The organism is Pseudomonas sp. B7(2017) (genome assembly GCF_002112745.1).
Classification (GTDB): domain Bacteria; phylum Pseudomonadota; class Gammaproteobacteria; order Pseudomonadales; family Pseudomonadaceae; genus Aquipseudomonas; species Aquipseudomonas ekonensis.
On record NZ_NEIP01000011.1, the window covers coordinates 17,692 to 38,927 of the forward strand.

A 21,236-nucleotide genomic window follows, 5' to 3' on the forward strand; every position below is an offset into this window, starting at 1 on the left:
GTCACTTCCTTAACGTGGCGTTCAACCTTTGTTCGAGCGAGGTGAGGATGTTTTGCGTCGTCGAATTCACCTCATCGTCATTAAGAGTGCGCGATGGATGCTGCCAGGTCAAGCCGACGGCAAGGCTTTTTCTATGCGGATCAATGCCTTTACCCTGATAGACGTCAAACAGCCTGAGATCTGTCAGCCATTCGCCTGCATTTTCACGGATTACGTCAAGCACAGCACTGGCGGCGACGTCTTTGTCGGCCAACAGCGCCAAGTCACGACGCACTTCAGGAAAGCGCGACAACTCACGGAATTCAGGCATTTTGCCCTGCGCCACTTCAGCCAGAACCAGCTCGAAAACAAAGACCGGACGGTCAAGACCCAGGGCCTTCGACAGTTCAGGGTGAATGGCACCGATGAAGCCGACTTCGCGGCCGTCTCGCTCGATGCGTGCGGTCTGACCCGGATGCAACGCAGGGTGCTTGCCCGGTACGAACGTGAAAGCACCCAATGCACCGGCAAAGCCCAGCACCGCTTCCACATCGGCCTTGACGTCGAAGAAGTCCACGGCGTCGCGACCTTGCGCCCAGCCTTCCGGCAGACGGCTGCCGCAGACCACACCGGCGAGCATCGGCTCTTGCTTGAGCCCTTCCAACTGACCGACGAAGCGCAGGCCGCTCTCGAACAGACGGACGCGATCCTGCTGGCGGTTCAGGTTGTGCTGCAGCACCTTGACCAGCCCCGGCCACAACGACGAACGCATGGCGGCCATGTCGTTGGAGATCGGGTTGGCCAGCAGCAACGGCTCGACACCTGGATTGAACAGTTCGAACTGTTTCGGATCGATGAAGCTGTAGGTGATCGCTTCCTGATAGCCGCGAGCCACCAGCAGACGACGCAGTTCCGGCAGGTCGCTGCGCGCTTCCGCCTTGGCCTGCGGAGCCAGACGGGCTTGCGGGTAACGGACCGGCAGGCGGTTGTAGCCATACAGACGCGCCAGCTCTTCGATCAGGTCGACTTCCAGGCTGATGTCGAAACGGTGGCTTGGCACCTCGACACGCCACTGCCCTGCTCCTTCAGCCGAGATCTTCAGGCCCAAGGCGCCGAGCAGACGCTCGACTTCGGCCGAGTCCATTTCCATGCCCAGCATCTGCGCGATGCGCTGCGCACGCAGGGTGATCGGCGCGATCGACGGCAGATGCTGCTCGCTGACCGTCTCGATGATCGGGCCGGCCTCGCCGCCGGTGATGTCCAGCAGCAGGCCAGTGGCGCGCTCCATGGCTTCACGGGCCAGTTGCCAGTCCACGCCACGCTCGTAGCGGTGAGAGGCATCGGTGTGCAGACCGTAGGAACGTGCCTTGCCGGCGACCGCGATCTGGTCGAAGAACGCGCTTTCAAGGAACACGTCGCGGGTGGTCGCGGAGACGCCGCTGTGCTCGCCCCCCATGACACCGGCAATCGCCAGTGCGCGAGTGTGGTCGGCAATCACCAGCGTATCGCTGCGCAGACTGACTTCCTGGCCGTCGAGCAGCACCAGTTTCTCGCCCTCTTCCGCCATGCGCACGCGGATTCCGCCATTGATCTCGGCCAGGTCGAAGGCATGCAGCGGCTGACCGAGCTCGAGCATCACGTAGTTGGTGATGTCCACGGCGGCATCGATGCTGCGCACGTCCGCACGACGCAGGCGCTCGACCATCCACAGCGGGGTTGGCCGGGACAGATCCACATTGCGGATCACGCGGCCCAGGTAGCGCGGGCAAGCGGCCGGCGCCAGTACGTCGACCGGACGCACCTCATCGTGAGCCGCCGGCACCGGGGCCACGACCGGGCGCACCACCGGAGCGTCGTACAGCGCACCGACTTCACGGGCCAGGCCGGCCAGCGACAGGCAGTCGCCACGGTTCGGGGTCAGGTCGACCTCGATGCTGGCATCTTCCAGATCCAGGTAAACGCGGAAATCCGCACCTACCGGCGCATCGGCCGGCAGCTCCATCAAACCGTCGTTGCCTTCACCGACCTGAAGCTCGGATTGCGAGCACAGCATGCCGTTGGACTCGACGCCGCGCAGCTTGGCCTTCTTGATCTTGAAGTCGCCCGGCAGTTCGGCGCCGATCATGGCGAACGGAATCTTCAGGCCAGGGCGCACATTCGGCGCACCGCACACGACCTGAAACGTTTCGCTGCCGTTGCTCACTTGGCAAACGCGCAGCTTGTCGGCGTCCGGGTGCTGCTCGGTGCTCAGCACTTCGCCCACCACCACGCCGCTGAATGCGCCGGCAGCCGGGGTGACGCTATCGACCTCCAGACCGGCCATCGACAGACGGGCAACCAGCCCGTCACGATCTACCTGCGGGCTGACCCAGCCACGCAGCCATTGTTCACTGAATTTCATCCTGCTCTCCTAAGAATTCGTTACGACTAGCGAAATTGCGCGAGGAACCGCAAGTCGTTGTCGAAGAACAGACGCAAGTCGTTCACGCCGTAACGCAGCATGGCCAGGCGCTCGACACCCATGCCGAAGGCGAAGCCCGAGAACTCTTCCGGATCGATGCCGGACATGCGCAGCACATTCGGATGAACCATGCCGCAGCCCATCACTTCCAGCCAGCCGGTCTGCTTGCAGACGCGGCAGCCTTTACCGCTGCACATCACACATTCCATGTCGACTTCGGCGGACGGCTCGGTGAACGGGAAGTAGGAAGGACGGAAGCGCACGGCCAGTTCCTTCTCGAAGAACACCCGCAGAAACTCTTCGATGGTGCCCTTGAGGTCGGCGAAGTTGATGTCGCGGTCGACCAGCAGGCCTTCGACCTGGTGGAACATCGGCGAGTGGGTGATATCGGAGTCGCTGCGGTACACGCGACCCGGGCATACGATGCGGATCGGCGGCTTTTTCGACTCCATGGTGCGGACCTGTACCGGCGAGGTATGGGTGCGCAGCAGCATGTTCGCGTTGAAATAGAAGGTGTCATGCATCGACCGGGCCGGGTGATGGCCTGGGATGTTGAGCGCCTCGAAGTTGTGGTAGTCGTCTTCGACCTCCGGCCCTTCGGCGATGCCGTAGCCGATGCGGGTGAAGAACTGTTCGACGCGTTCCAGAGTCCGGGTCACCGGATGCAGGCCACCCGAGGTCTGACCGCGGCCCGGCAGGGTCACGTCAATGGACTCGGCGGACAGTTTGGCGGCCAGCTCGGCCTCTTCAAACAGAGCCTTGCGCGCATTGAGAACCTCTGTGACACGCTCCTTGGCAACGTTGATCAGGGCGCCGACCTGCGGACGCTCCTCTGCCGGCAGGTTGCCCAGGGTCTTCATCACCTGAGTCAGCTCGCCCTTCTTGCCAAGGTAGTGAACCCGGATTTGCTCCAGGGCATTGATATCTTCAGCGCTTTGCACAGCCTCTAGTGCTTGAGAGACCAGCGCATCCAGGTTTTCCATGTACAGACTCCAGATACGAAATAGGGGAAGAGCTTGAAGGCTCTTCCCCTATTTATGACGTTTAACACCTGACCCCACAGATGCAGGGCCGGGTGACTGTCGGGGGTACTTAAGCCAAGGTGGCTTTAGCTTTCTCGACAATCGCAGCAAACGCCGCTTTTTCGTTCACTGCCAGATCAGCCAGAACCTTACGGTCGATCTCGATGGACGCTTTTTTCAGGCCGGCGATGAAACGGCTGTAGGACAGACCGTTGGTACGAGCACCAGCGTTGATACGAGCGATCCACAGAGCGCGGAACTGACGTTTTTTCTGACGACGGTCACGGTAGGCGTATTGGCCTGCCTTGATTACCGCTTGCTTGGCAACACGGAATACGCGCGAACGTGCACCGTAGTAGCCTTTAGCAAGTTTCAGAATTTTTTTGTGACGCTTACGGGCAATGACGCCACGCTTTACACGAGCCATGAGTTACTTCCTCTATTCTTGATCCAAAAATTAACGAAGGCGCAGCATGCGCTCGACTTTTGCCACGTCAGACGGATGCAGCAGGCTGCTTCCGCGCAGTTGACGCTTACGCTTGGTCGACATTTTGGTCAGGATGTGGCTCTTGAAAGCGTGCTTGTGCTTGATGCCGTTAGCAGTTTTCAGAAACCGCTTGGCAGCACCACTTTTGGTTTTCATCTTTGGCATGTTCGGATACTCCGCATTCAGTGGATAAACATAATCAGAAGGCCTGCCGTGCCCTGTTGATTACTTCTTCTTTTTCGGGGCGATGACCATGATCAGCTGGCGTCCTTCCATCTTAGGATGCTGTTCGACCGATCCGTACTCGAGCAGGTCTTGTTCGACCCGCTTGAGGAGATCCATCCCCAGCTCCTGGTGGGCCATCTCACGGCCGCGGAATCGCAAGGAAACCTTGGCCCTGTCCCCGTCACTCAGGAAACGTACCAGGTTGCGTAGTTTTACCTGGTAATCCCCTTCCTCCGTCCCTGGACGAAACTTGATTTCTTTGACCTGAATCTGCTTCTGGTTTTTCTTCGCCGCAGCAATCTGCTTCTTCTTCTCGAAGATCGATTTGCCGTAGTCCATCACCCGGCAAACCGGCGGGACTGCGTCGGCGGAGATTTCCACCAGATCAAGCTTGGCTTCTTCAGCTATACGAAGCGCTTCATCAATCGAGACGATGCCAATCTGCTCGCCGTCAGCGCCAATTAACCGAACCTCGCGTGCCGAGATATTCTCGTTGATCGGGGCCTTCGGTGCAGTTCGTTTATCCTGTCTCATTTCACGCTTAATAATAATTACTCCGAATCTTGGCGACCACGCCGGGAAACCGCTTGCGCGAGGAACTCGGCGAACTGGGCGACCGGCATCGAGCCGAGGTCAGCACCTTCACGAGTACGCACAGCGACAGTCTGCATCTCGACTTCCTTATCCCCAATAACCAAGAGATATGGAACCTTGAGCAAAGTATGCTCGCGGATTTTAAAGCCGATCTTTTCATTTCTCAAGTCAGACTTGGCACGAAACCCGCTTTCGTTGAGAGTTTTTTCGACCTGGGCGACGAAATCCGCCTGTTTGTCGGTGATGTTCATGATCACCGCCTGGGTCGGCGCCAGCCACGCAGGGAACGCCCCTTCATAGTGCTCGATCAGAATCCCGACGAAACGCTCGAAGGAACCGAGGATCGCCCGGTGCAGCATCACCGGATGCTTGCGGCTGTTGTCTTCGGAAACGTATTCGGCACCGAGGCGCACCGGCAGGTTGAAATCGAGCTGCAAGGTGCCGCACTGCCATACGCGGCCGAGGCAGTCCTTGAGCGAGAACTCGATCTTCGGACCGTAGAACGCACCCTCGCCCGGCTGCAGGTCATAAGGCAGACCCGCGCTGTCGAGCGCCGCCGCCAGCGCCGACTCGGCACGATCCCACAACTCGTCGGAACCGACGCGCTTTTCCGGACGGGTGGACAGCTTCATCTCGATGTCCTTGAAACCGAAGTCGGCGTAGACATCCATGGTCAGCTTGATGAACGCAGCGGATTCGGCCTGCATCTGCTCTTCGGTGCAGAAGATGTGCGCGTCGTCCTGAGTGAACGCACGTACGCGCATGATGCCGTGCAAGGCGCCGGACGGCTCGTTGCGGTGGCAGGCGCCGAACTCGGCCAGGCGCATCGGCAGCTCGCGGTAGCTTTTCAGGCCTTGGTTGAACACCTGCACGTGACAAGGGCAGTTCATCGGCTTGATCGCGTAATCGCGGCTTTCCGACTCAGTGGTGAACATGTTGTCGGCGTAGTTGGCCCAGTGCCCGGACTTTTCCCACAGGCTGCGGTCAACGACCTGCGGCGTCTTGATCTCGAGGTAACCGTTGTCGCGCTGCACCTTGCGCATGTACTGCTCAAGCACCTGATAGAGCGTCCAGCCGTTCGGGTGCCAGAACACCATGCCCGGCGCTTCTTCCTGGGTGTGGAACAGCCCGAGACGCTTGCCGATCTTGCGGTGGTCGCGTTTTTCGGCTTCTTCGATGCGCTGGATGTAGGCGGCCAGCTGCTTCTTGTCTGCCCAGGCCGTGCCGTAGACGCGCTGCAGTTGCTCGTTCTTGGCATCGCCGCGCCAGTAGGCGCCGGACAGCTTGGTGAGCTTGAAGGACTTCAGGAAACGGGTGTTCGGCACGTGCGGGCCGCGGCACATGTCGACGTATTCTTCGTGATAGTACAGGCCCATGGCCTGCTCGTTCGGCATGTCCTCGACCAGGCGCAGCTTGTAGTCTTCGCCGCGGGACTTGAACACTTCGATCACTTGCGCACGCGGAGTGACCTTCTTGATGACGTCGTAATCCTTGTCGATCAGCTGCTGCATGCGCTGTTCGATGGCGGCCATGTCTTCCGGCGTGAAAGGACGTTCGAAGGCGATGTCGTAGTAGAAGCCTTCGTCGATGACCGGACCGATGACCATCTTGGCGGTCGGGTACAGTTGCTTGACCGCGTGACCGACCAGGTGGGCGCAAGAGTGGCGAATGATCTCCAGCCCCTCTTCATCCTTTGGCGTGATGATTTGCAGCGTCGAGTCGCTGTCGATGATATCGCAAGCGTCGACCAGCCGACCGTTGACCTTGCCGGCCAGGGTGGCCTTGGCCAGGCCCGCGCCAATGGATGCGGCGACCTCGGCTACGGAAACCGGATGATCGAAAGAACGTTGACTGCCGTCGGGAAGAGTAATAGTTGGCATGGCGCCTCCTCTCCTAGTGGTGACCCCTACCAAAGGTCACGTGGGTTGGGATGAGCCAGTACAAGATCCGATCCAGGCCATTCAATGACGAACGCCTGCCTTACAGCGGCAGGAGCCTTGCGGCCAACCGGAAAACCGAACCAGAGTGACTGGGATTCAAACAGAAAACACGGGAGCCGCATGGGCCTTGGAGGCCTGCGGTCGCCCGAGCCCGGCATGCTAGCACAGATGAACGGCTGCGGACGCTTCAGGGTTGCATTCCAGAGCAGATCATCCGTTTTTATGCCAGAGTGATGAACTTGATCCGTCCTTCGCCCATCTGATGAAGGACATTGACCCACAAGGAGCATCTTCGCATGCGTCTGCACACCCTTTTCGCCGCTCTCGCCCCCGTTGTTCTGCTGCTGCCGCTGAGCGCCCATGCCGACTGGCCCAAAGGCGAACGCGAGAAATACATGGCGCAGTGCACCCAGGCGGCGACACCGCAGATCGGCGCTGCGGCCGCCAAGTCCCATTGCGCCTGCGGCGCCGATGCCATCAAATCCTACTCGGCCAGCGACATCCAGGCCCTGATGGACAACAAGGCCAGCCAGGAACTGCAACAGAAAGCCTTGGGCCAGATCGCCAAATGCAAGGCCAACGTCCCCGCGAAAAAGTGAGCGGACGGCACGCCTGAGGCCCCCGGACACGGGAAAAAGGCTGGCAAATGACGAATTCCCACCTGTTTCGTGCAGGTTTTACAGGTTTTTTACTGCAGCCCCAAAGCCCTTGAAAGCCTTTCAAACCGGGGCCTCCAGCCGAAACAACCTGCAAAGAAAACACGACTGATTGGCAAACAGCACCTGCGGGGGGCTACCAAAGCGAACATTTCGACTATGATACCCCGGTGTGCCCAGTTGGCCTGAGCAGCACAGCACTACTGAAAATATATGTTTCTTGGAGATACACCATGTCTAATCGCCAATCCGGCACCGTCAAATGGTTCAACGATGAAAAAGGCTTCGGCTTCATCACTCCTCAAGGTGGCGGTGACGACCTGTTCGTACACTTCAAAGCTATCGAAGTTGACGGTTTCAAAAGCCTGAAAGAAGGCCAAGCCGTATCCTTCGTGGCTGAGAAAGGCCAAAAGGGTATGCAAGCTGCACAAGTTCGCCCAGAGTAATCTCCCGGCGCACAAAAAAACCCCGTCCATGTGACGGGGTTTTTTATGCCTGCCGAAAAGCCCGCAGCGATCAGCCGCAACTGGCGCGGGTGACGATCAGATCGTTGTCGGTGTTCAGGTTCAGGCGATCGGAACGGTACTCCAGGGTAATCATGTCATTGGGCTTGAGGAACCTGGCGTTCTGCGCACCGGCACGGGTGCGGGCCTGATCCAGAAGCTGCGGCGAAGCCTTTTTGCCGATGGCGAATTGCGCAGCCGATGCCTCGCAGCGGCCATGACCGGCCTCGCTGGCCACAGGATCCTTCGCCGGCTCGCTCGAAGTCGAACTGCAACCGGCCAGCATGGCAATGGCCGCCAGCGCGCCCAGCGAGGTGAATTTCATAGGCATGAAGCCTCCTTTTCCAATGGTTGTTTCGAGATCGTGCGACCACCAATCCTGCGTTTGGTTTCACGGCGGGGCTGACACACCCCTCCTCCACGGACCCCAAAGGCGCCGAGTCTGCCTGAACAGCCGGTCATGCTTCATCACGCAATCGTGACTGAATATTAATCGGCCTCAGTAAACGTCGATGTAGTCGAACGGCGGATTCGGCCAGTTGCCCTTGAGTGCGTTGTAGATCTGCTGCACCCACACGTCATCGCTCGCCGCCACACGCCCGACGTACCCTGAACCCTTGGCCCAGGTCTCCAGACGGAAAGACAGGCCATCGATTTCCTGACCGCCCGTCACGCCAGAAGAGATATAGGCAATCCCGCCTTTGGTCACCCGCAACTGCGTATGCACATCGTCACTGGCCTCAGCCAGCAACCGGCGCACAGCCTCAAGCGTCAGGCCATCGGGGGCATTCAAATCAATCTGCACGGTGCAATCCTGGGTTCGGCCGAAAACGACCAAGTGTCGCACAGCCCTGCGCCCATGCCTAAGTCGCAGTGCCAAACGCCGGGCAACATGATTTACTCAAGGCTTCGACAGACCCGACCTCCAGAGCCCGCCATGACCACCGTAAGCATCACCGCCGACATCAAGGCCATCTGGCCCCAGGGGCACAGTTCCTACAGTCCGGGCAGCCCGGAAGAGCTTGCGCTGATCAGCGTCGACCTGCTGGTCCGGACGCTCGGCACGCAAGGCGCACGGTCATTCATCGACCAGGTCTTCGAAAGGTACCCCGACGACTTCCAAGGCACCCCGGACAGCGAAAGGGAATAGAAGCCCGCAAACTCGATGCCTGCGGGCGCATCACTCATTTCAAACGCTTCAGGCGCTCGGTCAGCAGATCGAAGAAGCCCTGGGCATCGCCGTTCTCCACCCAGAATGCGTTCTTCGGCTGTTTCAGGCCGTCGTACCAGTCAACGATGGTCTGACCGAAAGTCGGCCCTTCACGGCTGTCCACCACCACATTCACCGAACGGCCGGTGAACAGCTGAGGCTTGAGCAGGTAAGCGATCACCGTGGCGTCATGCACCGGGCCGCCCGGGATCCCGTAGTGCTCCATGTCGCCTTTGATGTATTCGTTGAGGATGTCGCCGACGATCTTGCTGGCATTGTTGTTCAGCGCCGCGATCTGCTTGAGCCGCGCGTCGCTGGTGAGCACCTTGTGGGTGACGTCAAGCGGCAGGTAGGTCAGCTTCACGCCGCTCTTGAGCACCACCTCGGCCGCTTGAGGGTCGGCGAAAAGGTTGAACTCCGCCACCGGGGTGATGTTGCCGCCGTTGAAGTGCGCACCGCCCATGATCACCACTTCCTTGATGCCCTGGACGATCTCCGGCTCCTGGATCAGCGCCAACGCCAGGTTGGTCTGCGGGCCGAGCATGGCGATGGTGATGCTGTGGGGCTTGGCCTTCTTCAGCGTGTCGATCAGGTAGTTGACCGCATTGCCTTCGGCCAGGCCTTTTTTCGGCTCGTGGACGGTGACTCCCGACAGGCCTTCCTTGCCATGGATGTTTTCGGCATAGATCGGCGTGCGCATCAGCGGCTTGGGCGCGCCGGCATACACCGGCACGTCTTCGCGCCCTGCCCACTCGCGGGCCAACCGGGCGTTGCGCGAGGTCTTATCCAGGCGCACATTGCCCGCCACGGTGGTCAAGGCGCGGATGTTCAGCTCATCCGGCGACGCCAGGGCGAACAACAGGGCGACCACATCATCGGCGCCCGGGTCGGTGTCGATGATCAGGTCGATCTTTTCCGCCGCCTGGGCGCCGGTCGCGGTCAGTAGGGACAAAAGCAGCAGGCTCCGGAACAGTTGAGGCAGTTTTTTAGCATAGCGGCGCATGGCGCACTCCTTGTGCATGTGAAATCGAATGGGTTCGCGACCCGTCAGAAGGTGACGCCGGCCACCAGCACGATGTTGCAGTACGGCTGGCATTCGCCGGTACGGACAATCGCCCGCGCCTGGCGGCTGAGCGCCTTGAATTGCTCATGGCTGAGCAGGTCGCGCCGACCGAGCGCCCCTGAGCCGTTCAGCTCATCGAGGACGGCCAACGGCGCGGGACGTCTCTCGAGAATCTCCTGGGCCAGCACGTGGCTTTCCACCTGCATCTCGCTGAGCACGACCTTGAGGGTGTCGATGAACGCCGGAACACCGTGGGTCAGCGCCAGGTCGATCAGCTCGACGCCGGGCGGCACCGGCAGCCCGGCGTCCCCGATCACGAGCATGTCGCCGTGACCGAGGGAGGCTATCAGGCGCGACAGGGCGACATTGAGCAATGGGGTCTTTTTCATGAGGATTTGAATGCCTGCACTTCGGAACGTGTGGGAATGGACGGCTGTGCGCCGGCGCGGGTGACCGACAGCGCCGCGGCGACCTGACCGTAGCGAATGGCCTGCGCTTCAGACTCGCCGCGCGCCAGCGCCGCGGCGAAACCGCCGACGAATGTGTCGCCCGCCGCCGTGGTGTCGACGGCTTTGACCTTGGGCGCCGGGAAATGCTCGAAGCCTGTGCCGCTGGCGAACAACAGCCCTTGGGCGCCCAGGGTGATGAGCACTTTGCCCGCGCCCAGGCCGATCAGATGGCTGGCCGCCCGTTCTGCCGACGCCCGTGAATCCACGGGCAGCCCGCTCAGGGTCGCCGCCTCGCTTTCGTTGGGAATCAGGTAATCGATGGCGGCGTACCAGTCCGGCGGGAGCGCCCGACCGGCAGGCGCCGGATTGAGGATGACGGTCTTGCCGAGCGCCCGGGCACGCTTGAGGGCGTGACCGACCGTGGCGTCCGGAACCTCGAGCTGGCAGATGACTACATCCGCCGCCTGCAGCACGTCATCGAACCGATCCACTACAGCGCAGGTCAGCGCACCGTTGGCACCGGCCACGATCACGATCGCGTTCTGACTGTTGTCGTCGACCACGATCAGCGCCACACCGCTGGAATCCTCGACCGTGCTGACTGCGCGGCAATCGATCTGTTCGGCCAGGAGCGCATCACGCAATTGCGCGCCATACGCATCGTTGCCGACGCAGCCGACCATCGCCACAGCCGCTCCCAAACGGGCAGCCGCCACTGCCTGATTGGCGCCCTTGCCGCCGGGCACGGTGGTGAACGAATGGCCGATCAGCGTCTCGCCGCCAAGGGGCAGCCGAGGCGCACGGGTCACCAGATCCATGTTCAGGCTGCCTATTACCACTACATTTGCTGACATACGTCGCTACTCATCAATTCGGTTTCAGCGGTATTCGGTGAACACGCCGAACAGGGGGGCCGTCGACTCGCGCAAGACGATGCTCGGCGTGACGATCCGTTGGTCGGTGGCCAGGCTCGGGCTGGCGATCCTGCGCAACAGCACTTCCGCCGCCATTTCCCCCAACTGCAGGATCGACTGACCGACCGTGGTCAGCGCAGGGTAAACGTACCGGCTCATCTGGATATCGTCGAAACCGATCACCGACAGTTCGGTGGGCACGCGCACGTTGCGTTCCGCTGCAGCCCGCAGCACACCGATGCCGATCATGTCGTTGCCGGCGAAGATCGCCGTGGGCGGATTGCCCTCGAGCAGCAGGGCCGCCGCGTTGTAGCCGCCGGTGCTGGTGAAGTCGCTTTCCAGCACACGACCGGGCGACACGGCCACCCCCGCTTCATCCATTGCCCGGCGGAAACCGGCCAGACGCATCTGCGCGACGCTGGTGCTGACCGGCCCGCCGATGGTGGCAATGTCGCGATGCCCCAGTTCCAGCAAATGGCGAGTGGCCAGGTAGGCGCCGTACTCATGGTCGATGCGCACCAGATCCGCATCCACGCCGTCCAGGCCACGGTCGACAATCACCATGGGGGTCTTCACCCCGGTCAGGCCCTGGACAAGGCCGTCGTCCCCGCCGGCGGAGGCGACGATCAGACCGTCGATGCGTTTTTCCAGCAGCACCCGCAGATAATTGCGCTGTTTTTCCGGATCGTCATCGGAGTTGCAGAGGATCACGCAGTAACCGTTGCGCTCGCAGTAGTCCTCGATCCCCCGCGCCAACTCGGCAAAGTACGGATTGAGGCTGTTGGGCACCAGCAGGCCGATGGTCGCTGTGGTCTTGGCCTTCAGCGAACGCGCCACCGCGCTGGGCACATAGTCGAGGCTCTTGATCGCCGCCTCGACCTTCAGGCGCACTTCTTCGCTGACCGGCCGGGTCTTGTTCACGACATGGGACACGGTCGTGTAGGAAATCCCCGCGAGCGCCGCCACATCCTTGATCGTTGCCATGCGTCAGCCCCGCCGTGCAGCGCGTTGGCTGCGGTAGGTGTCCAGCACCACGGCGATGACGATCACGGCCCCGGTGATGATGCGCTTGGTCGGCTCGGTCGCACCGATCTGAGCCAGACCGGCCGCCAGCACGGAAATGATCAGCACGCCAAAGAAGGTGCTGATCACCGAACCGCGTCCGCCCATCAGGCTGGTGCCGCCGATCACCACAGCTGCGATGACTTGCAGTTCCAGCCCGGAACCGGCGTTCGGATCCGCCGCCTCCAGGCGGGAAATCTGGAACAGCGCAGCAATGCCCGCCAACAGACCCATGAGGCTGAACACCAGGATCTTGTAAGGCTTCGGATTGATGCCCGCCAGGCGCACGGCCTCCTCATTGGTACCGATGCCGACCAGGTAACGGCCGAACACGGTGCGCGTCAGCACTGCCTGAGCGATGAAGATCACCAGCAAGGCGATGATGAACGACGGCGAAATGCCGAAGGCGATGGGGTTCGACAGCCAGGCGAACGCATCGCCGATGTAGGCGGTGCGCGAACCGGTCATCTGATACGCCAGGCCACGGGCCATCTCCAGCACACCGAGCGAGACGATGAACGACGGGATCCTCCAGGCCACGGTGATCGATCCGGTCACCGTGCCCGCCAGCGCGGCCACCGCCATGCCCAACACGGCGGCCGGCAATACGCTCCAGCCCCAGCCGAGGATCGCGACGCTGACGGTGGATGCCGACAGGGCCAGCACCGAACCGACCGACAGATCGATGCCGCCGATGATCAGCACGAAGGTCATGCCCACTGCCAGCACCATCAGGTCGGGAATCTGGTTGGCCAGCGTGGTGAAGGTGTTATAGGACAAAAAGTGGCTGCTCATGACCGAGAACAGCGCGACCATCGCCAGCAAGGCCCCGGCCAACCCCAGATAGGTGCCCAGGCCATAAAGATTGCCACTACGGATACCGGCGGGAGATGCAGTTTTCATGGGAGATCCCTAGGCGCCGCTTCGTTGAGCAACGCATCACGTTTTTGGTAGCCGGCGAACGCGGCGGCAAGCAAGTCATCCTGGGTCCAGCTGTCACGCTCGAAGGTGTCGATCAGACGGCCGGCCGACAGCACACCGATGCGGTCGCAGATCAGCATCAGTTCGCGCAGGTCGCTGGAGACCACCACCAGCGCCTTGCCTTGGCGCGTCAGCTCGCCGAGCAAGGCGTAGATGTCGAACTTGGCGCCGACGTCGATGCCGCGGGTCGGCTCGTCGAACAGCAGCACGTCACAGTCGCGCTCCAGCCAGCGGCCGATCACCACCTTTTGCTGGTTGCCGCCCGACAGCTCGGACACCCGTTGCGCGGGGCTCGAGCTGCGGATGCGCATGGCGCCGATCTGTCGTTGCGCCAGCGAGATTTCCTCGCCGTCATTGAGGACGCCGCCCCGGGAAATCTTCGGCATGTTGCCCAATGCGATGTTGGCGCTGATCGACTGAGTGAGCAGCAGCCCCTCGCCCTTGCGGTCTTCGGTGATCAAGGCAATGCCGTTGCGCACCGCATCCACCGGCGAGCGGATGCTCACCACTTGCGCCGGCGTGCCGAGCGCGACCGTACCGCTGTCTGCGGCATCGGCGCCGAAGATCAGGCGCAGCAACTCGGTGCGCCCTGCCCCGATCAGCCCGGAGATCCCGAAAATCTCGCCGGCCCGCACCTCGAAGGACACGTCCTGCACCTTGTCGGAACGGCTCAGGCCGTTGACCGTCAGCAGCGGCGCGCCGATCTGGCGCGGCCCCATGTCGATGTGTTCGCCCAACTCCCGGCCGACCATCAGGGTGACCAGTTGCTCGCTGTTGTAGTTGGCCATCGGCTCGACACAGACCAGATTGCCGTCACGCAACACGGCGATGCGCTGGGCGACACGGGCCAGCTCTTCGAGGCGATGGGAAATGTAGATGATCGAGACGCCACGGGCCTGCAGGCGGGTGATCTGCTCGAACAGCATCTCCACCTCGCGTGCCGTCAGCATGGCCGTCGGCTCATCGAGGATCAACACATGGCAATCGCCGATCAGGTTGCGGGCGATCTCGACCATCTGCTGGTGACCGATGCCCAGCTCGCCGACCGGCGTGTCCGGGTCGATGGCCTCCAGCCCGACCTGGGCCATGGCCTCGATGGCGGCCTTGCGCAGTTGCTTGCGGCTGATCCAGCCGCCGTGGCTGGGCAGGTTGTCGAGAAACAGGTTTTCCGCCACCGACAAGGTCGGCAACAGATTGAGCTCCTGCATGACCATGCGCACACCCAGTTCTTCAGCCTGAGTTCGGCTGCCGGGGCTGTAGGCCTTGCCCTGGAACTGCATCTGGCCGGCGGTCGGCGTCACCAGGCCGCCGATGATCTTCGACAGCGTGCTTTTTCCGGCACCGTTTTCGCCGGTCAGCGCCAGGACTTCGCCTCTCATCAGCGTCAGGTCGATGCCGGCAAGCACAGGTTGCGCGTAGGTCTTGCCGATGCCGCTGACCGTGAGGACAGCGTTCGGGGCGGAAACAGACATAAGGAATCTCCATGCGCCTGCCGGAGCCGGCAGGCGCCGTTGTGTCGCCGGAAAACTATTGGGTGACCAGTGCGACCGGCGTTTCGATCACGCCGTTGGCGCTGTCGACTTTCTCGCCCTTGAGGGCCTTCAGCGCGGTCTCGATGCCGAACACGGCCTGCTTGGCCGCGAACTGGTCGGCGGTCGCCAGGACGCGACCGTCCTTGAGCATCGGCTTGATGGCATTGATGTTGTCGTAGCCGACCACTTTCACCTGCCCGGCCTTGCCTGCGGCCCGCACGGCCGACACCGCACCGACGGCCATGCTGTCGTTGCCGGCCAGCAGCGCCTTGATTTCCGGGTATTCGCTGAGCATCGAAGCGGCGACCTTGTTGCCCTTGTCGATTTCCCAGTCACCCGACTGCAGCGACACCACCTTGATCTGCGCCGCGCCCATCGCATCCTTGAAGCCTGCGGTGCGGGCCTGGGCGTTGGTCGTGGTGGGGACGCCTTCGATGATGCCGACTTCGTCGCCGGCCTTCAGTTGCTTGGCCAGGTACTCGCCCACCAGGCGAGCGCCCTTGCGGTTGTCGGGCCCCACGAACGGAACGTTGATGTCCTTGCTTTTGACGACGGCTGGATCCAGCTGATTGTCGATGTTGATGACCTTGATGCCGGCATCCACGGCCTTCTTGATCACCGGCACCATGGCCTTGGAGTCAGCCGGGGCAATGACCAGGGCGTCGACCTTGGCGACGATCATCTGCTCGACGATGCGGATTTGGTTGGCGGTGTCGGTTTCGTCCTTGATGCCGTTGGAGAGCAGGTCGAAATCGGCGGCGTGTTCTTTCTGGTAGGCCTTGGCGCCGTCTTCCATGGTCAGGAAGAACTCGTTGGCCAGGGATTTCATGACCAGCGCGACCTTGGGTTTTTCGGGAGACTCGGCGAAGGCCGAAGAGACGGGCAGTGCGGCGGATGCGGCAGCCAGCATGGCGACAGCGAGAAGGCGTCCGGCAAATGGCAGCTTCATGGGTTCACTCCGATCTTATGATTATTGTGAGCAACGCTTGCGCTGACGTAAGCTTCGCGGCATTCCAGAAGCCGAATACGCTACCGGGAATGCCGCGCAAACGTTTGCGTAGACCGAACTATGCGAACCCTGCCGAGATTTGTCAACGACTGGGAATCTGCTTTTTTTGTAGGGCGATTAACCGCAACCGCCCGCGACGTCACACCGTCGTGTTGACCAGATTTCCGCTTCCCGTCGCTTTCGCCAGCTCTTTGGCCAGTTCTTTGGCCAGATCGCCGGCGACCTGCGCAATCGCAGCAGCAGTGCCGGAGATCTGCCCCTGGATAGCCATCACGGCAGTGGATTTGGCTTCAGGCGTGGGATAGCTGGCGGCTTGCGCGGCGGCCAGTTGCTGTTGCTGCTGCTGCATTTGCTTCTGCAGTTCCTGCATCCGCTTGAGCAGCATCTTGACGACAAGGCTGTGGGTGTCGCCGGCGTCTTCCTTGTCCTCGCTCGGCGCTGCGCCGCCGGTTCTGACCTTGCCGTCGTCTTCAACCTGCCCCAGCGCCTCATCTGAATTTTCGGCCGTCGCCTCGTTCAGGCTGGCGATCATGGCCGGGGTTTTCCCGCCGATGGTGACTGCGCCGGGATTTGAGAAACCGATGGTCATCGACATGTGAGCTCCTGAGAGAAATGGATTCCTTTGAAAGCAGCATCGGCCAACCGGCCTGTTTCTTTAATCCGGATCGCCGGAGTGGCCATTCCTCTGATTCGATCTGTTGCGTAGTACCTTTCGGAGAGCCGAACGCGAAATCGGGAACCGTTCGGAAAACCGGATCCAACATCCCGGCCATTTTTCACGCATCAAAAAATTATTGATGTAAATCATCAGGTTAAACGTTTCTCTCAAGCAGAGTGTGGCTGGTACAGATCCTGCTCCCCTCCTGAACCCCCGGCTTTCAGATGGGTCTGGGGCGCATCTAGATGAACCTGCATCCGCACCGTCTCACTACTAGAGAGAAAAACAATGAAGTCTGCTTTCAATACCCTGGTTCCGGGCGCCTTGGCGCTTCTCATGCTCCTGCCGACCGCCCTCCAGGCCAAAGAAGTCGAAACCCAGGCCAAGCTGGCCAACGTCGTGGTGCTCGCCACCGGCGGCACCATCGCCGGCGCCGGTGCCAGCGCGGCCAACAGCGCCACCTACCAGGCCGCCAAGGTCGGCGTCGAACAGCTGATCGCCGGCATTCCGGAACTGAGCAAACTGGCGAACGTGCGCGGCGAACAGGTCATGCAGATCGCATCGGAAAGCATCAGCAACGAAAACCTGCTGCAACTGGGCCGGCGCGTTTCCGAACTGGCCGACAGCAAGGATGTCGACGGGATCGTCATCACCCACGGCACCGACACCCTCGAAGAGACCGCCTACTTCCTGAACCTGGTCGAGAAGACCGAGAAGCCGATCATTGTCGTCGGCTCGATGCGTCCGGGCACCGCCATGTCAGCGGACGGCATGCTCAATCTCTACAACGCCGTCGCCGTCGCGAGCAGCAAGGAAGCCCGCGGCAAAGGCGTGCTGGTGACGCTGAACGATGAAATCCAGTCCGGCCGCGACGTCAGCAAAATGATCAACATCAAGACCGAAGCCTTCAAGAGCCCTTGGGGCCCGCTGGGCATGGTGGTCGAAGGCAAGTCCTACTGGTTCCGCCTGCCGGCCAAGCGCCACACGATGGACTCGGAATTTGACATCAAGAACATCAAGAGCCTTCCTGACGTAGAGATCGCCTATTCCTACGGCAATGTCGGCGACACCGCCTACAAGGCCCTCGCCCAGGCCGGCGCCAAGGCGATCATCCATGCCGGCACCGGCAACGGCTCGGTCTCTTCCCGCGTGGTTCCGACCCTGCAGGCCCTGCGCAAGGACGGTGTGCAAATCATCCGTTCGTCTCACGTCAACGCCGGCGGTTTCGTCCTGCGCAACGCAGAGCAGCCCGACGACAAATATGACTGGGTCGTCGCCCATGACCTGAACCCACAGAAGGCCCGCATCCTGGCGATGGTCGCACTGACCAAGACCAACGACAGTAAAGAGCTGCAGCGGATGTTCTGGGAATATTGATACACCCTCGCCCGACCGGTTCCGGCTCGGACAGCCACCACCCGTCATCCGTGACGGGTGGTTCCCCGGCAAAAAAATATCGCGCAATCCCTGCCAAAAACGGAAAACCGTTGTCAGAGGATCCTCTTGTTTTTTAAGCAGTTGCGAAATCGCCTACAGTTAAATACTGTATGCACGTACAGCTTAATAAGGATAACCTCGTGGCCACCTCCCCTGATGCTCCTGACGCTTACGAACGCATGGGCATGCGCATTCAAAAAATCATCAACGCCCCCACCGCACAAAAAGCCAGAGCCGCACTGATCTTTCGCCTGCCGGACGAACCGGAGGACGCCTGGGAGCGCTTGCTGGAAGAGATCGACGAGAACGACAACGTCACCCTCGCCTACCGCGACGACGGTGGCGTGCAGATTTTCTGGGTTGTACCGAAGGAAGACTGATCCAATGAGTGTCCGCTGCTTTGCCTTGCTGTTGCTGTTCATCTCCCTGGGAGCCCAGGCCGGTGCCCCGCGCACCTTCACCGAAGCCAAGAAGGTCGCCTGGAAGCTCTACGCCCCGCAATCGACCGAGTTCTACTGCGGCTGCAAGTACACCGGCAACAAGGTCGACCTTGCCGCGTGCGGCTATGTGCCTCGCAAGAACGCCAAACGCGCATCGCGCATCGAGTGGGAGCACATTGTCCCGGCCTGGGAATTCGGCCACCAGCGCCAGTGCTGGCAGGAAGGCGGACGCAAGAACTGCACCCGCTACGACCCGTCCTACCAAAAGGCCGAAGCCGATCTGCACAACCTGGTGCCGAGCATCGGCGAGGTCAACGGCGACCGCAGCAACTTCAGCTACGGATGGCTGCCGGAAGAGAAAGGCCAATACGGCGCCTGCCTGACCCAAGTCGACTTCAAGGCCAAGAAAGTCATGCCCCGCCCCTCTATCCGCGGCATGATCGCCCGAACGTACTTCTACATGAGCAAACAGTACGGCCTGCGGCTGTCAAAACAGGACCGCCAATTGTATGAGGCGTGGGACAAGACCTACCCGGTGCAGGACTGGGAACGGCAGCGCAACCAGAGCGTGGCGTGCGTGATGGGACGCGGCAACGACTTCGTCGGGCCGGTGAACCTGAAAGCGTGCGGCTGACCGCTCACTCAATACAAAAGGCCTCGCGCTTGATGCCCGAGGCCTTTTTTGTGCTCAACTGCCGGCCTTGTCGTAACGCCAGTAGCCCATCAGGTTGAGCGACTCGCGAGGAATGCCGCGCTCCTTGATCAGATGCCGACGCAGGCTCATGACGGCGGCAGATTCACCGGCGACCCAGCCGTAGAAACCTTCGGCGGACGCTTCAGCGATTTCCCAAAGGATCTCCTTGTCGATATCGACGTCGGCCAACTCGACCGCCCGCCCCGCCGGCGACGAATCGACAGGCAATGCCGCCCCCTTCACCGCCTCCACCATCAGCGCTCCCGCCACGGCGCCACCCGCCTGCTCCCGGACGAGCCACTGCACCGAAAGCCCGGGCCAGTCGGGAACCGGGAGCATGTCCTGCGCACTGTCGACCTCGAAGTAGGCCTGAACCTGCGGCGGCTCCGCGAGCGGCGCCAGGGCTTCGAGAATCCCCATGGCCGCCGGCAACGCTGTCGGATCGGCGACCAGCAGAACATGCCTGAGCGTCTGCGGCGGCCTCCATTCGAAGCCCCCGGCTTCCTCGGCCGAAAAACGCCGGTCGGGCGCCAGCATCTGCATGGACGCCCCCGGCTGCGCCCTCAACGCCCAACGGGAAGCCGGCCCGGTTTCGCCATGCAGGACAAAATCGACGTCCACCTCGCCAAGCTCCGCACGCAGTTGGCGAATGGTGTAGGTGCGCATCGCCGGACGCCGGTCGGCCAGCATCGCCCGGAAACGGCTGTACCAGCCTTCCCCCTGCGACAGCTTCGAGGGCGAGCCGTCAGCCGCCGGAAAGAACAGCTTCACCCGCTGATCAGGCGCCCATGTCGCCATGTCCGTGACGGCGGAACCGGCCAGCGTGATCCTCATCAGATGCGGCGTCAGCTGGACTTTGCGGTGCAATACGACATCGAACAGCTTGTAGGGGGTGGCGGAGGCCATGGATCGCTCCTTCTGGAAATCGTCGGTGACTCTCAAGAAAACGAGTCAGACAGGACTTCCTTTACCCGGCTCCGCCGAACGGACGTGTCACTGCGCCGTATTGCGCTCGATGACCAGCGATTCGATGTTCTGCTTTTTCGCCCGCACCAACGCAGCGCTCAGATCGGCCTGGCGCGCCTCGGCTTCGGCCTTGGAGTTGAACGGCCCCAGCAGGATGCGGGTGTTGCCGGCGGCATCCTTGATGACGTTGGGCACGAAGGCATGCTCGATCAGCCAGCCGCTGAGGTCGCTGACCGCCTGCGTGGTTTCACCGCGCACTTCCAGATCCCACTGGGCAGCAGGAACGACAGCGGATGACGTCACCGCAGCCGGCTGCGGCTTTTGCCCCGCGACATTCTTGCCCTCTCCACAACCCGCCAATGCCAATGCCGCGACGACCCAGACCAGTTTGCGCACAACGCTTCCCTCGAAAATCACAAAGGCGGCATCTTAGCATTCGCGAATACTTCACGAACGCCGCAAAATCACCACAAAACAACGAGATTGATGATTGCGGCCCCTGTATAGTGACGCGCTGGGAATTAATGCCTCGTCTGCGCGTCAGAAAGATGCACCCAAACCGCGAGACTTCGCACTAATCTATACGTACCACCGACTCTGCACTGTCCGAATCAGGTGCCCTACAAAGCAATCAAGGAGAACACCATGCTGATACTCACCCGCAAAGTCGGTGAAAGCATTAACATTGGCGATGACATTACGATCACCATCCTCGGTGTCAGCGGCCAGCAGGTCCGAATCGGCATCAACGCTCCAAAGAACGTTGCGGTGCACCGTGAAGAGATCTATCAGCGCATCCAGGCCGGCCTGACCGCTCCGGACAAGCCGCAAACCCCTTGAGCCCTGCCGCAGTCGCTAGCCAGTCCGCTGCCTTCGTGTGATGGCTGGCTAAAGATTCAGCGCCGTATTGCCTCTGCTTCATTGGTCACGGCGCCTGCCATGCCCCCTTCCTTT

General features: G+C 61.3%; 25 protein-coding genes. 7 read left to right on the forward strand and 18 right to left on the reverse strand.

Annotation, left to right across the window (positions count from 1 at the left end; all coding sequences use genetic code 11):
* Position 1 precedes the first annotated feature (1 nt).
* From pheT to thrS, 6 genes are all read right to left on the reverse strand, one after another.
* The gene (gene pheT / locus CAG29_RS19825) at positions 2-2,380 is read right to left on the reverse strand and encodes a phenylalanine--tRNA ligase subunit beta (protein WP_085577451.1); all 2,379 of its coding nucleotides are present in this window, start codon (positions 2,378-2,380) and stop codon (positions 2-4) included.
* Between the two features lie 26 nt (positions 2,381-2,406).
* The gene (pheS, locus tag CAG29_RS19830; protein WP_085577452.1) at positions 2,407-3,423 is read right to left on the reverse strand and encodes a phenylalanine--tRNA ligase subunit alpha; all 1,017 of its coding nucleotides are present in this window, start codon (positions 3,421-3,423) and stop codon (positions 2,407-2,409) included.
* Positions 3,424-3,532: 109 nt separating this feature from the next.
* Entirely contained in the window at positions 3,533-3,889 is a 357-nt protein-coding gene (gene rplT / locus CAG29_RS19835; RefSeq protein WP_085577453.1) for a 50S ribosomal protein L20, read from the reverse strand.
* 30 nt (positions 3,890-3,919) lie between these two features.
* Entirely contained in the window at positions 3,920-4,114 is a 195-nt protein-coding gene (rpmI, locus tag CAG29_RS19840; RefSeq protein ID WP_002553160.1) for a 50S ribosomal protein L35, read from the reverse strand.
* 60 nt (positions 4,115-4,174) lie between these two features.
* Positions 4,175-4,726: a translation initiation factor IF-3 gene (gene infC, locus CAG29_RS19845; protein WP_170929973.1), complete on the reverse strand. Its 552-nt coding sequence runs from the start codon at positions 4,724-4,726 to the stop codon at positions 4,175-4,177.
* On the reverse strand, positions 4,726-6,648 hold the full coding sequence (gene thrS, locus CAG29_RS19850; RefSeq protein ID WP_085631469.1) for a threonine--tRNA ligase: 1,923 nt from the start codon (positions 6,646-6,648) through the stop codon (positions 4,726-4,728). The genes infC and thrS overlap by 1 nt, the downstream gene beginning before the upstream one ends.
* 356 nt (positions 6,649-7,004) lie before the next feature.
* On the opposite strand from thrS, the gene CAG29_RS19860 reads away from it, so the two are divergent.
* Positions 7,005-7,307 (forward strand): hypothetical protein, encoded by a 303-nt coding sequence (locus tag CAG29_RS19860; RefSeq protein ID WP_085577456.1) that lies wholly within the window; start codon positions 7,005-7,007, stop codon positions 7,305-7,307.
* Between the two features lie 290 nt (positions 7,308-7,597).
* The gene (locus CAG29_RS19865; protein ID WP_085577457.1) at positions 7,598-7,810 is read left to right on the forward strand and encodes a cold-shock protein; all 213 of its coding nucleotides are present in this window, start codon (positions 7,598-7,600) and stop codon (positions 7,808-7,810) included.
* Positions 7,811-7,880: 70 nt separating this feature from the next.
* Here the strand turns inward: CAG29_RS19865 and CAG29_RS19870 are convergent, their stop codons facing one another.
* Together CAG29_RS19870 and CAG29_RS19875 are read right to left on the reverse strand one after the other, a co-directional pair.
* Positions 7,881-8,198, reverse strand: a complete 318-nt coding sequence (locus CAG29_RS19870; protein WP_085577458.1) for an I78 family peptidase inhibitor — start codon at positions 8,196-8,198, stop codon at positions 7,881-7,883.
* A gap of 168 nt (positions 8,199-8,366) precedes the next feature.
* A complete protein-coding gene (locus CAG29_RS19875) occupies positions 8,367-8,672 on the reverse strand; it encodes a hypothetical protein (RefSeq protein WP_085577459.1) in 306 nt (101 codons plus the stop codon).
* Positions 8,673-8,804: 132 nt separating this feature from the next.
* On the opposite strand from CAG29_RS19875, the gene CAG29_RS19880 reads away from it, so the two are divergent.
* Positions 8,805-9,017, forward strand: a complete 213-nt coding sequence (locus tag CAG29_RS19880; protein ID WP_085577460.1) for a hypothetical protein — start codon at positions 8,805-8,807, stop codon at positions 9,015-9,017.
* A gap of 34 nt (positions 9,018-9,051) precedes the next feature.
* On the opposite strand, the gene CAG29_RS19885 is transcribed toward CAG29_RS19880, so the two are convergent.
* The 8 genes from CAG29_RS19885 to CAG29_RS19920 form a co-directional block, all read right to left on the reverse strand.
* Entirely contained in the window at positions 9,052-10,080 is a 1,029-nt protein-coding gene (locus tag CAG29_RS19885; RefSeq protein WP_085577461.1) for a nucleoside hydrolase, read from the reverse strand.
* 44 nt (positions 10,081-10,124) lie between these two features.
* A complete protein-coding gene (gene rbsD, locus CAG29_RS19890; protein ID WP_085577462.1) occupies positions 10,125-10,529 on the reverse strand; it encodes a D-ribose pyranase in 405 nt (134 codons plus the stop codon).
* Positions 10,526-11,443, reverse strand: coding sequence for a ribokinase (rbsK, locus tag CAG29_RS19895; RefSeq protein ID WP_085577463.1), 918 nt, complete (start codon positions 11,441-11,443; stop codon positions 10,526-10,528). Before rbsK ends, rbsD begins: the two co-directional genes overlap by 4 nt.
* A gap of 24 nt (positions 11,444-11,467) precedes the next feature.
* Positions 11,468-12,487, reverse strand: coding sequence for a LacI family DNA-binding transcriptional regulator (locus CAG29_RS19900; RefSeq protein WP_085577464.1), 1,020 nt, complete (start codon positions 12,485-12,487; stop codon positions 11,468-11,470).
* 3 nt (positions 12,488-12,490) lie between these two features.
* Positions 12,491-13,468: an ABC transporter permease gene (locus tag CAG29_RS19905; RefSeq protein WP_085631463.1), complete on the reverse strand. Its 978-nt coding sequence runs from the start codon at positions 13,466-13,468 to the stop codon at positions 12,491-12,493.
* Complete coding sequence (locus tag CAG29_RS19910; RefSeq protein WP_085631461.1) at positions 13,465-15,018, reverse strand: sugar ABC transporter ATP-binding protein; 1,554 nt, start codon at positions 15,016-15,018, stop codon at positions 13,465-13,467. The genes CAG29_RS19905 and CAG29_RS19910 overlap by 4 nt, the downstream gene beginning before the upstream one ends.
* A gap of 55 nt (positions 15,019-15,073) precedes the next feature.
* Positions 15,074-16,027 carry a sugar ABC transporter substrate-binding protein gene (locus tag CAG29_RS19915; RefSeq protein WP_085577467.1) on the reverse strand — a complete coding sequence of 318 codons (954 nt, stop codon included), beginning with the start codon at positions 16,025-16,027 and terminating at the stop codon, positions 15,074-15,076.
* A gap of 199 nt (positions 16,028-16,226) precedes the next feature.
* On the reverse strand, positions 16,227-16,682 hold the full coding sequence (locus CAG29_RS19920) for a hypothetical protein (RefSeq protein WP_085631459.1): 456 nt from the start codon (positions 16,680-16,682) through the stop codon (positions 16,227-16,229).
* Between the two features lie 351 nt (positions 16,683-17,033).
* Here CAG29_RS19920 and CAG29_RS19925 point away from each other — a divergent pair, with 351 nt between their 5' ends.
* From CAG29_RS19925 to CAG29_RS19935, 3 genes are all read left to right on the forward strand, one after another.
* Positions 17,034-18,122: an asparaginase gene (locus tag CAG29_RS19925; RefSeq protein ID WP_085631456.1), complete on the forward strand. Its 1,089-nt coding sequence runs from the start codon at positions 17,034-17,036 to the stop codon at positions 18,120-18,122.
* A gap of 170 nt (positions 18,123-18,292) precedes the next feature.
* The gene (locus CAG29_RS19930; protein ID WP_085577470.1) at positions 18,293-18,562 is read left to right on the forward strand and encodes a DUF1654 domain-containing protein; all 270 of its coding nucleotides are present in this window, start codon (positions 18,293-18,295) and stop codon (positions 18,560-18,562) included.
* A 4-nt stretch (positions 18,563-18,566) separates the two neighbouring features.
* Positions 18,567-19,256: an endonuclease gene (locus CAG29_RS19935; RefSeq protein WP_085577471.1), complete on the forward strand. Its 690-nt coding sequence runs from the start codon at positions 18,567-18,569 to the stop codon at positions 19,254-19,256.
* A gap of 54 nt (positions 19,257-19,310) precedes the next feature.
* Here the strand turns inward: CAG29_RS19935 and CAG29_RS19940 are convergent, their stop codons facing one another.
* The gene (locus CAG29_RS19940; protein WP_085695018.1) at positions 19,311-20,222 is read right to left on the reverse strand and encodes a siderophore-interacting protein; all 912 of its coding nucleotides are present in this window, start codon (positions 20,220-20,222) and stop codon (positions 19,311-19,313) included.
* 87 nt (positions 20,223-20,309) lie between these two features.
* On the reverse strand, positions 20,310-20,678 hold the full coding sequence (locus CAG29_RS19945) for a penicillin-binding protein activator LpoB (RefSeq protein ID WP_085577473.1): 369 nt from the start codon (positions 20,676-20,678) through the stop codon (positions 20,310-20,312).
* 249 nt (positions 20,679-20,927) lie between these two features.
* Between CAG29_RS19945 and csrA the strand changes: the two genes are divergently transcribed.
* Positions 20,928-21,122 (forward strand): carbon storage regulator CsrA, encoded by a 195-nt coding sequence (gene csrA, locus CAG29_RS19950; protein ID WP_003179932.1) that lies wholly within the window; start codon positions 20,928-20,930, stop codon positions 21,120-21,122.
* Positions 21,123-21,236 lie beyond the last annotated feature (114 nt).

Excerpts from the sequence above, each read along its gene's own strand:
- pheT (WP_085577451.1), bottom strand. The coding sequence starts at position 2,380 with ATGAAATTCAGTGAACAATGGCTGCGTGGCTGGGTCAGCCCGCAGGTA.
- pheS (WP_085577452.1), bottom strand. The coding sequence starts at position 3,423 with ATGGAAAACCTGGATGCGCTGGTCTCTCAAGCACTAGAGGCTGTGCAA.
- rplT (WP_085577453.1), bottom strand. The coding sequence starts at position 3,889 with ATGGCTCGTGTAAAGCGTGGCGTCATTGCCCGTAAGCGTCACAAAAAA.
- rpmI (WP_002553160.1), bottom strand. The coding sequence starts at position 4,114 with ATGCCAAAGATGAAAACCAAAAGTGGTGCTGCCAAGCGGTTTCTGAAA.
- thrS (WP_085631469.1), bottom strand. The coding sequence starts at position 6,648 with ATGCCAACTATTACTCTTCCCGACGGCAGTCAACGTTCTTTCGATCAT.
- CAG29_RS19860 (WP_085577456.1), top strand. The coding sequence starts at position 7,005 with ATGCGTCTGCACACCCTTTTCGCCGCTCTCGCCCCCGTTGTTCTGCTG.
- CAG29_RS19865 (WP_085577457.1), top strand. The coding sequence starts at position 7,598 with ATGTCTAATCGCCAATCCGGCACCGTCAAATGGTTCAACGATGAAAAA.
- CAG29_RS19870 (WP_085577458.1), bottom strand. The coding sequence starts at position 8,198 with ATGCCTATGAAATTCACCTCGCTGGGCGCGCTGGCGGCCATTGCCATG.
- CAG29_RS19880 (WP_085577460.1), top strand. The coding sequence starts at position 8,805 with ATGACCACCGTAAGCATCACCGCCGACATCAAGGCCATCTGGCCCCAG.
- CAG29_RS19885 (WP_085577461.1), bottom strand. The coding sequence starts at position 10,080 with ATGCGCCGCTATGCTAAAAAACTGCCTCAACTGTTCCGGAGCCTGCTG.
- rbsD (WP_085577462.1), bottom strand. The coding sequence starts at position 10,529 with ATGAAAAAGACCCCATTGCTCAATGTCGCCCTGTCGCGCCTGATAGCC.
- rbsK (WP_085577463.1), bottom strand. The coding sequence starts at position 11,443 with ATGTCAGCAAATGTAGTGGTAATAGGCAGCCTGAACATGGATCTGGTG.
- CAG29_RS19900 (WP_085577464.1), bottom strand. The coding sequence starts at position 12,487 with ATGGCAACGATCAAGGATGTGGCGGCGCTCGCGGGGATTTCCTACACG.
- CAG29_RS19905 (WP_085631463.1), bottom strand. The coding sequence starts at position 13,468 with ATGAAAACTGCATCTCCCGCCGGTATCCGTAGTGGCAATCTTTATGGC.
- CAG29_RS19910 (WP_085631461.1), bottom strand. The coding sequence starts at position 15,018 with ATGTCTGTTTCCGCCCCGAACGCTGTCCTCACGGTCAGCGGCATCGGC.
- CAG29_RS19915 (WP_085577467.1), bottom strand. The coding sequence starts at position 16,027 with ATGAAGCTGCCATTTGCCGGACGCCTTCTCGCTGTCGCCATGCTGGCT.
- CAG29_RS19920 (WP_085631459.1), bottom strand. The coding sequence starts at position 16,682 with ATGTCGATGACCATCGGTTTCTCAAATCCCGGCGCAGTCACCATCGGC.
- CAG29_RS19925 (WP_085631456.1), top strand. The coding sequence starts at position 17,034 with ATGAAGTCTGCTTTCAATACCCTGGTTCCGGGCGCCTTGGCGCTTCTC.
- CAG29_RS19930 (WP_085577470.1), top strand. The coding sequence starts at position 18,293 with ATGCACGTACAGCTTAATAAGGATAACCTCGTGGCCACCTCCCCTGAT.
- CAG29_RS19935 (WP_085577471.1), top strand. The coding sequence starts at position 18,567 with ATGAGTGTCCGCTGCTTTGCCTTGCTGTTGCTGTTCATCTCCCTGGGA.
- CAG29_RS19940 (WP_085695018.1), bottom strand. The coding sequence starts at position 20,222 with ATGGCCTCCGCCACCCCCTACAAGCTGTTCGATGTCGTATTGCACCGC.
- csrA (WP_003179932.1), top strand. The coding sequence starts at position 20,928 with ATGCTGATACTCACCCGCAAAGTCGGTGAAAGCATTAACATTGGCGAT.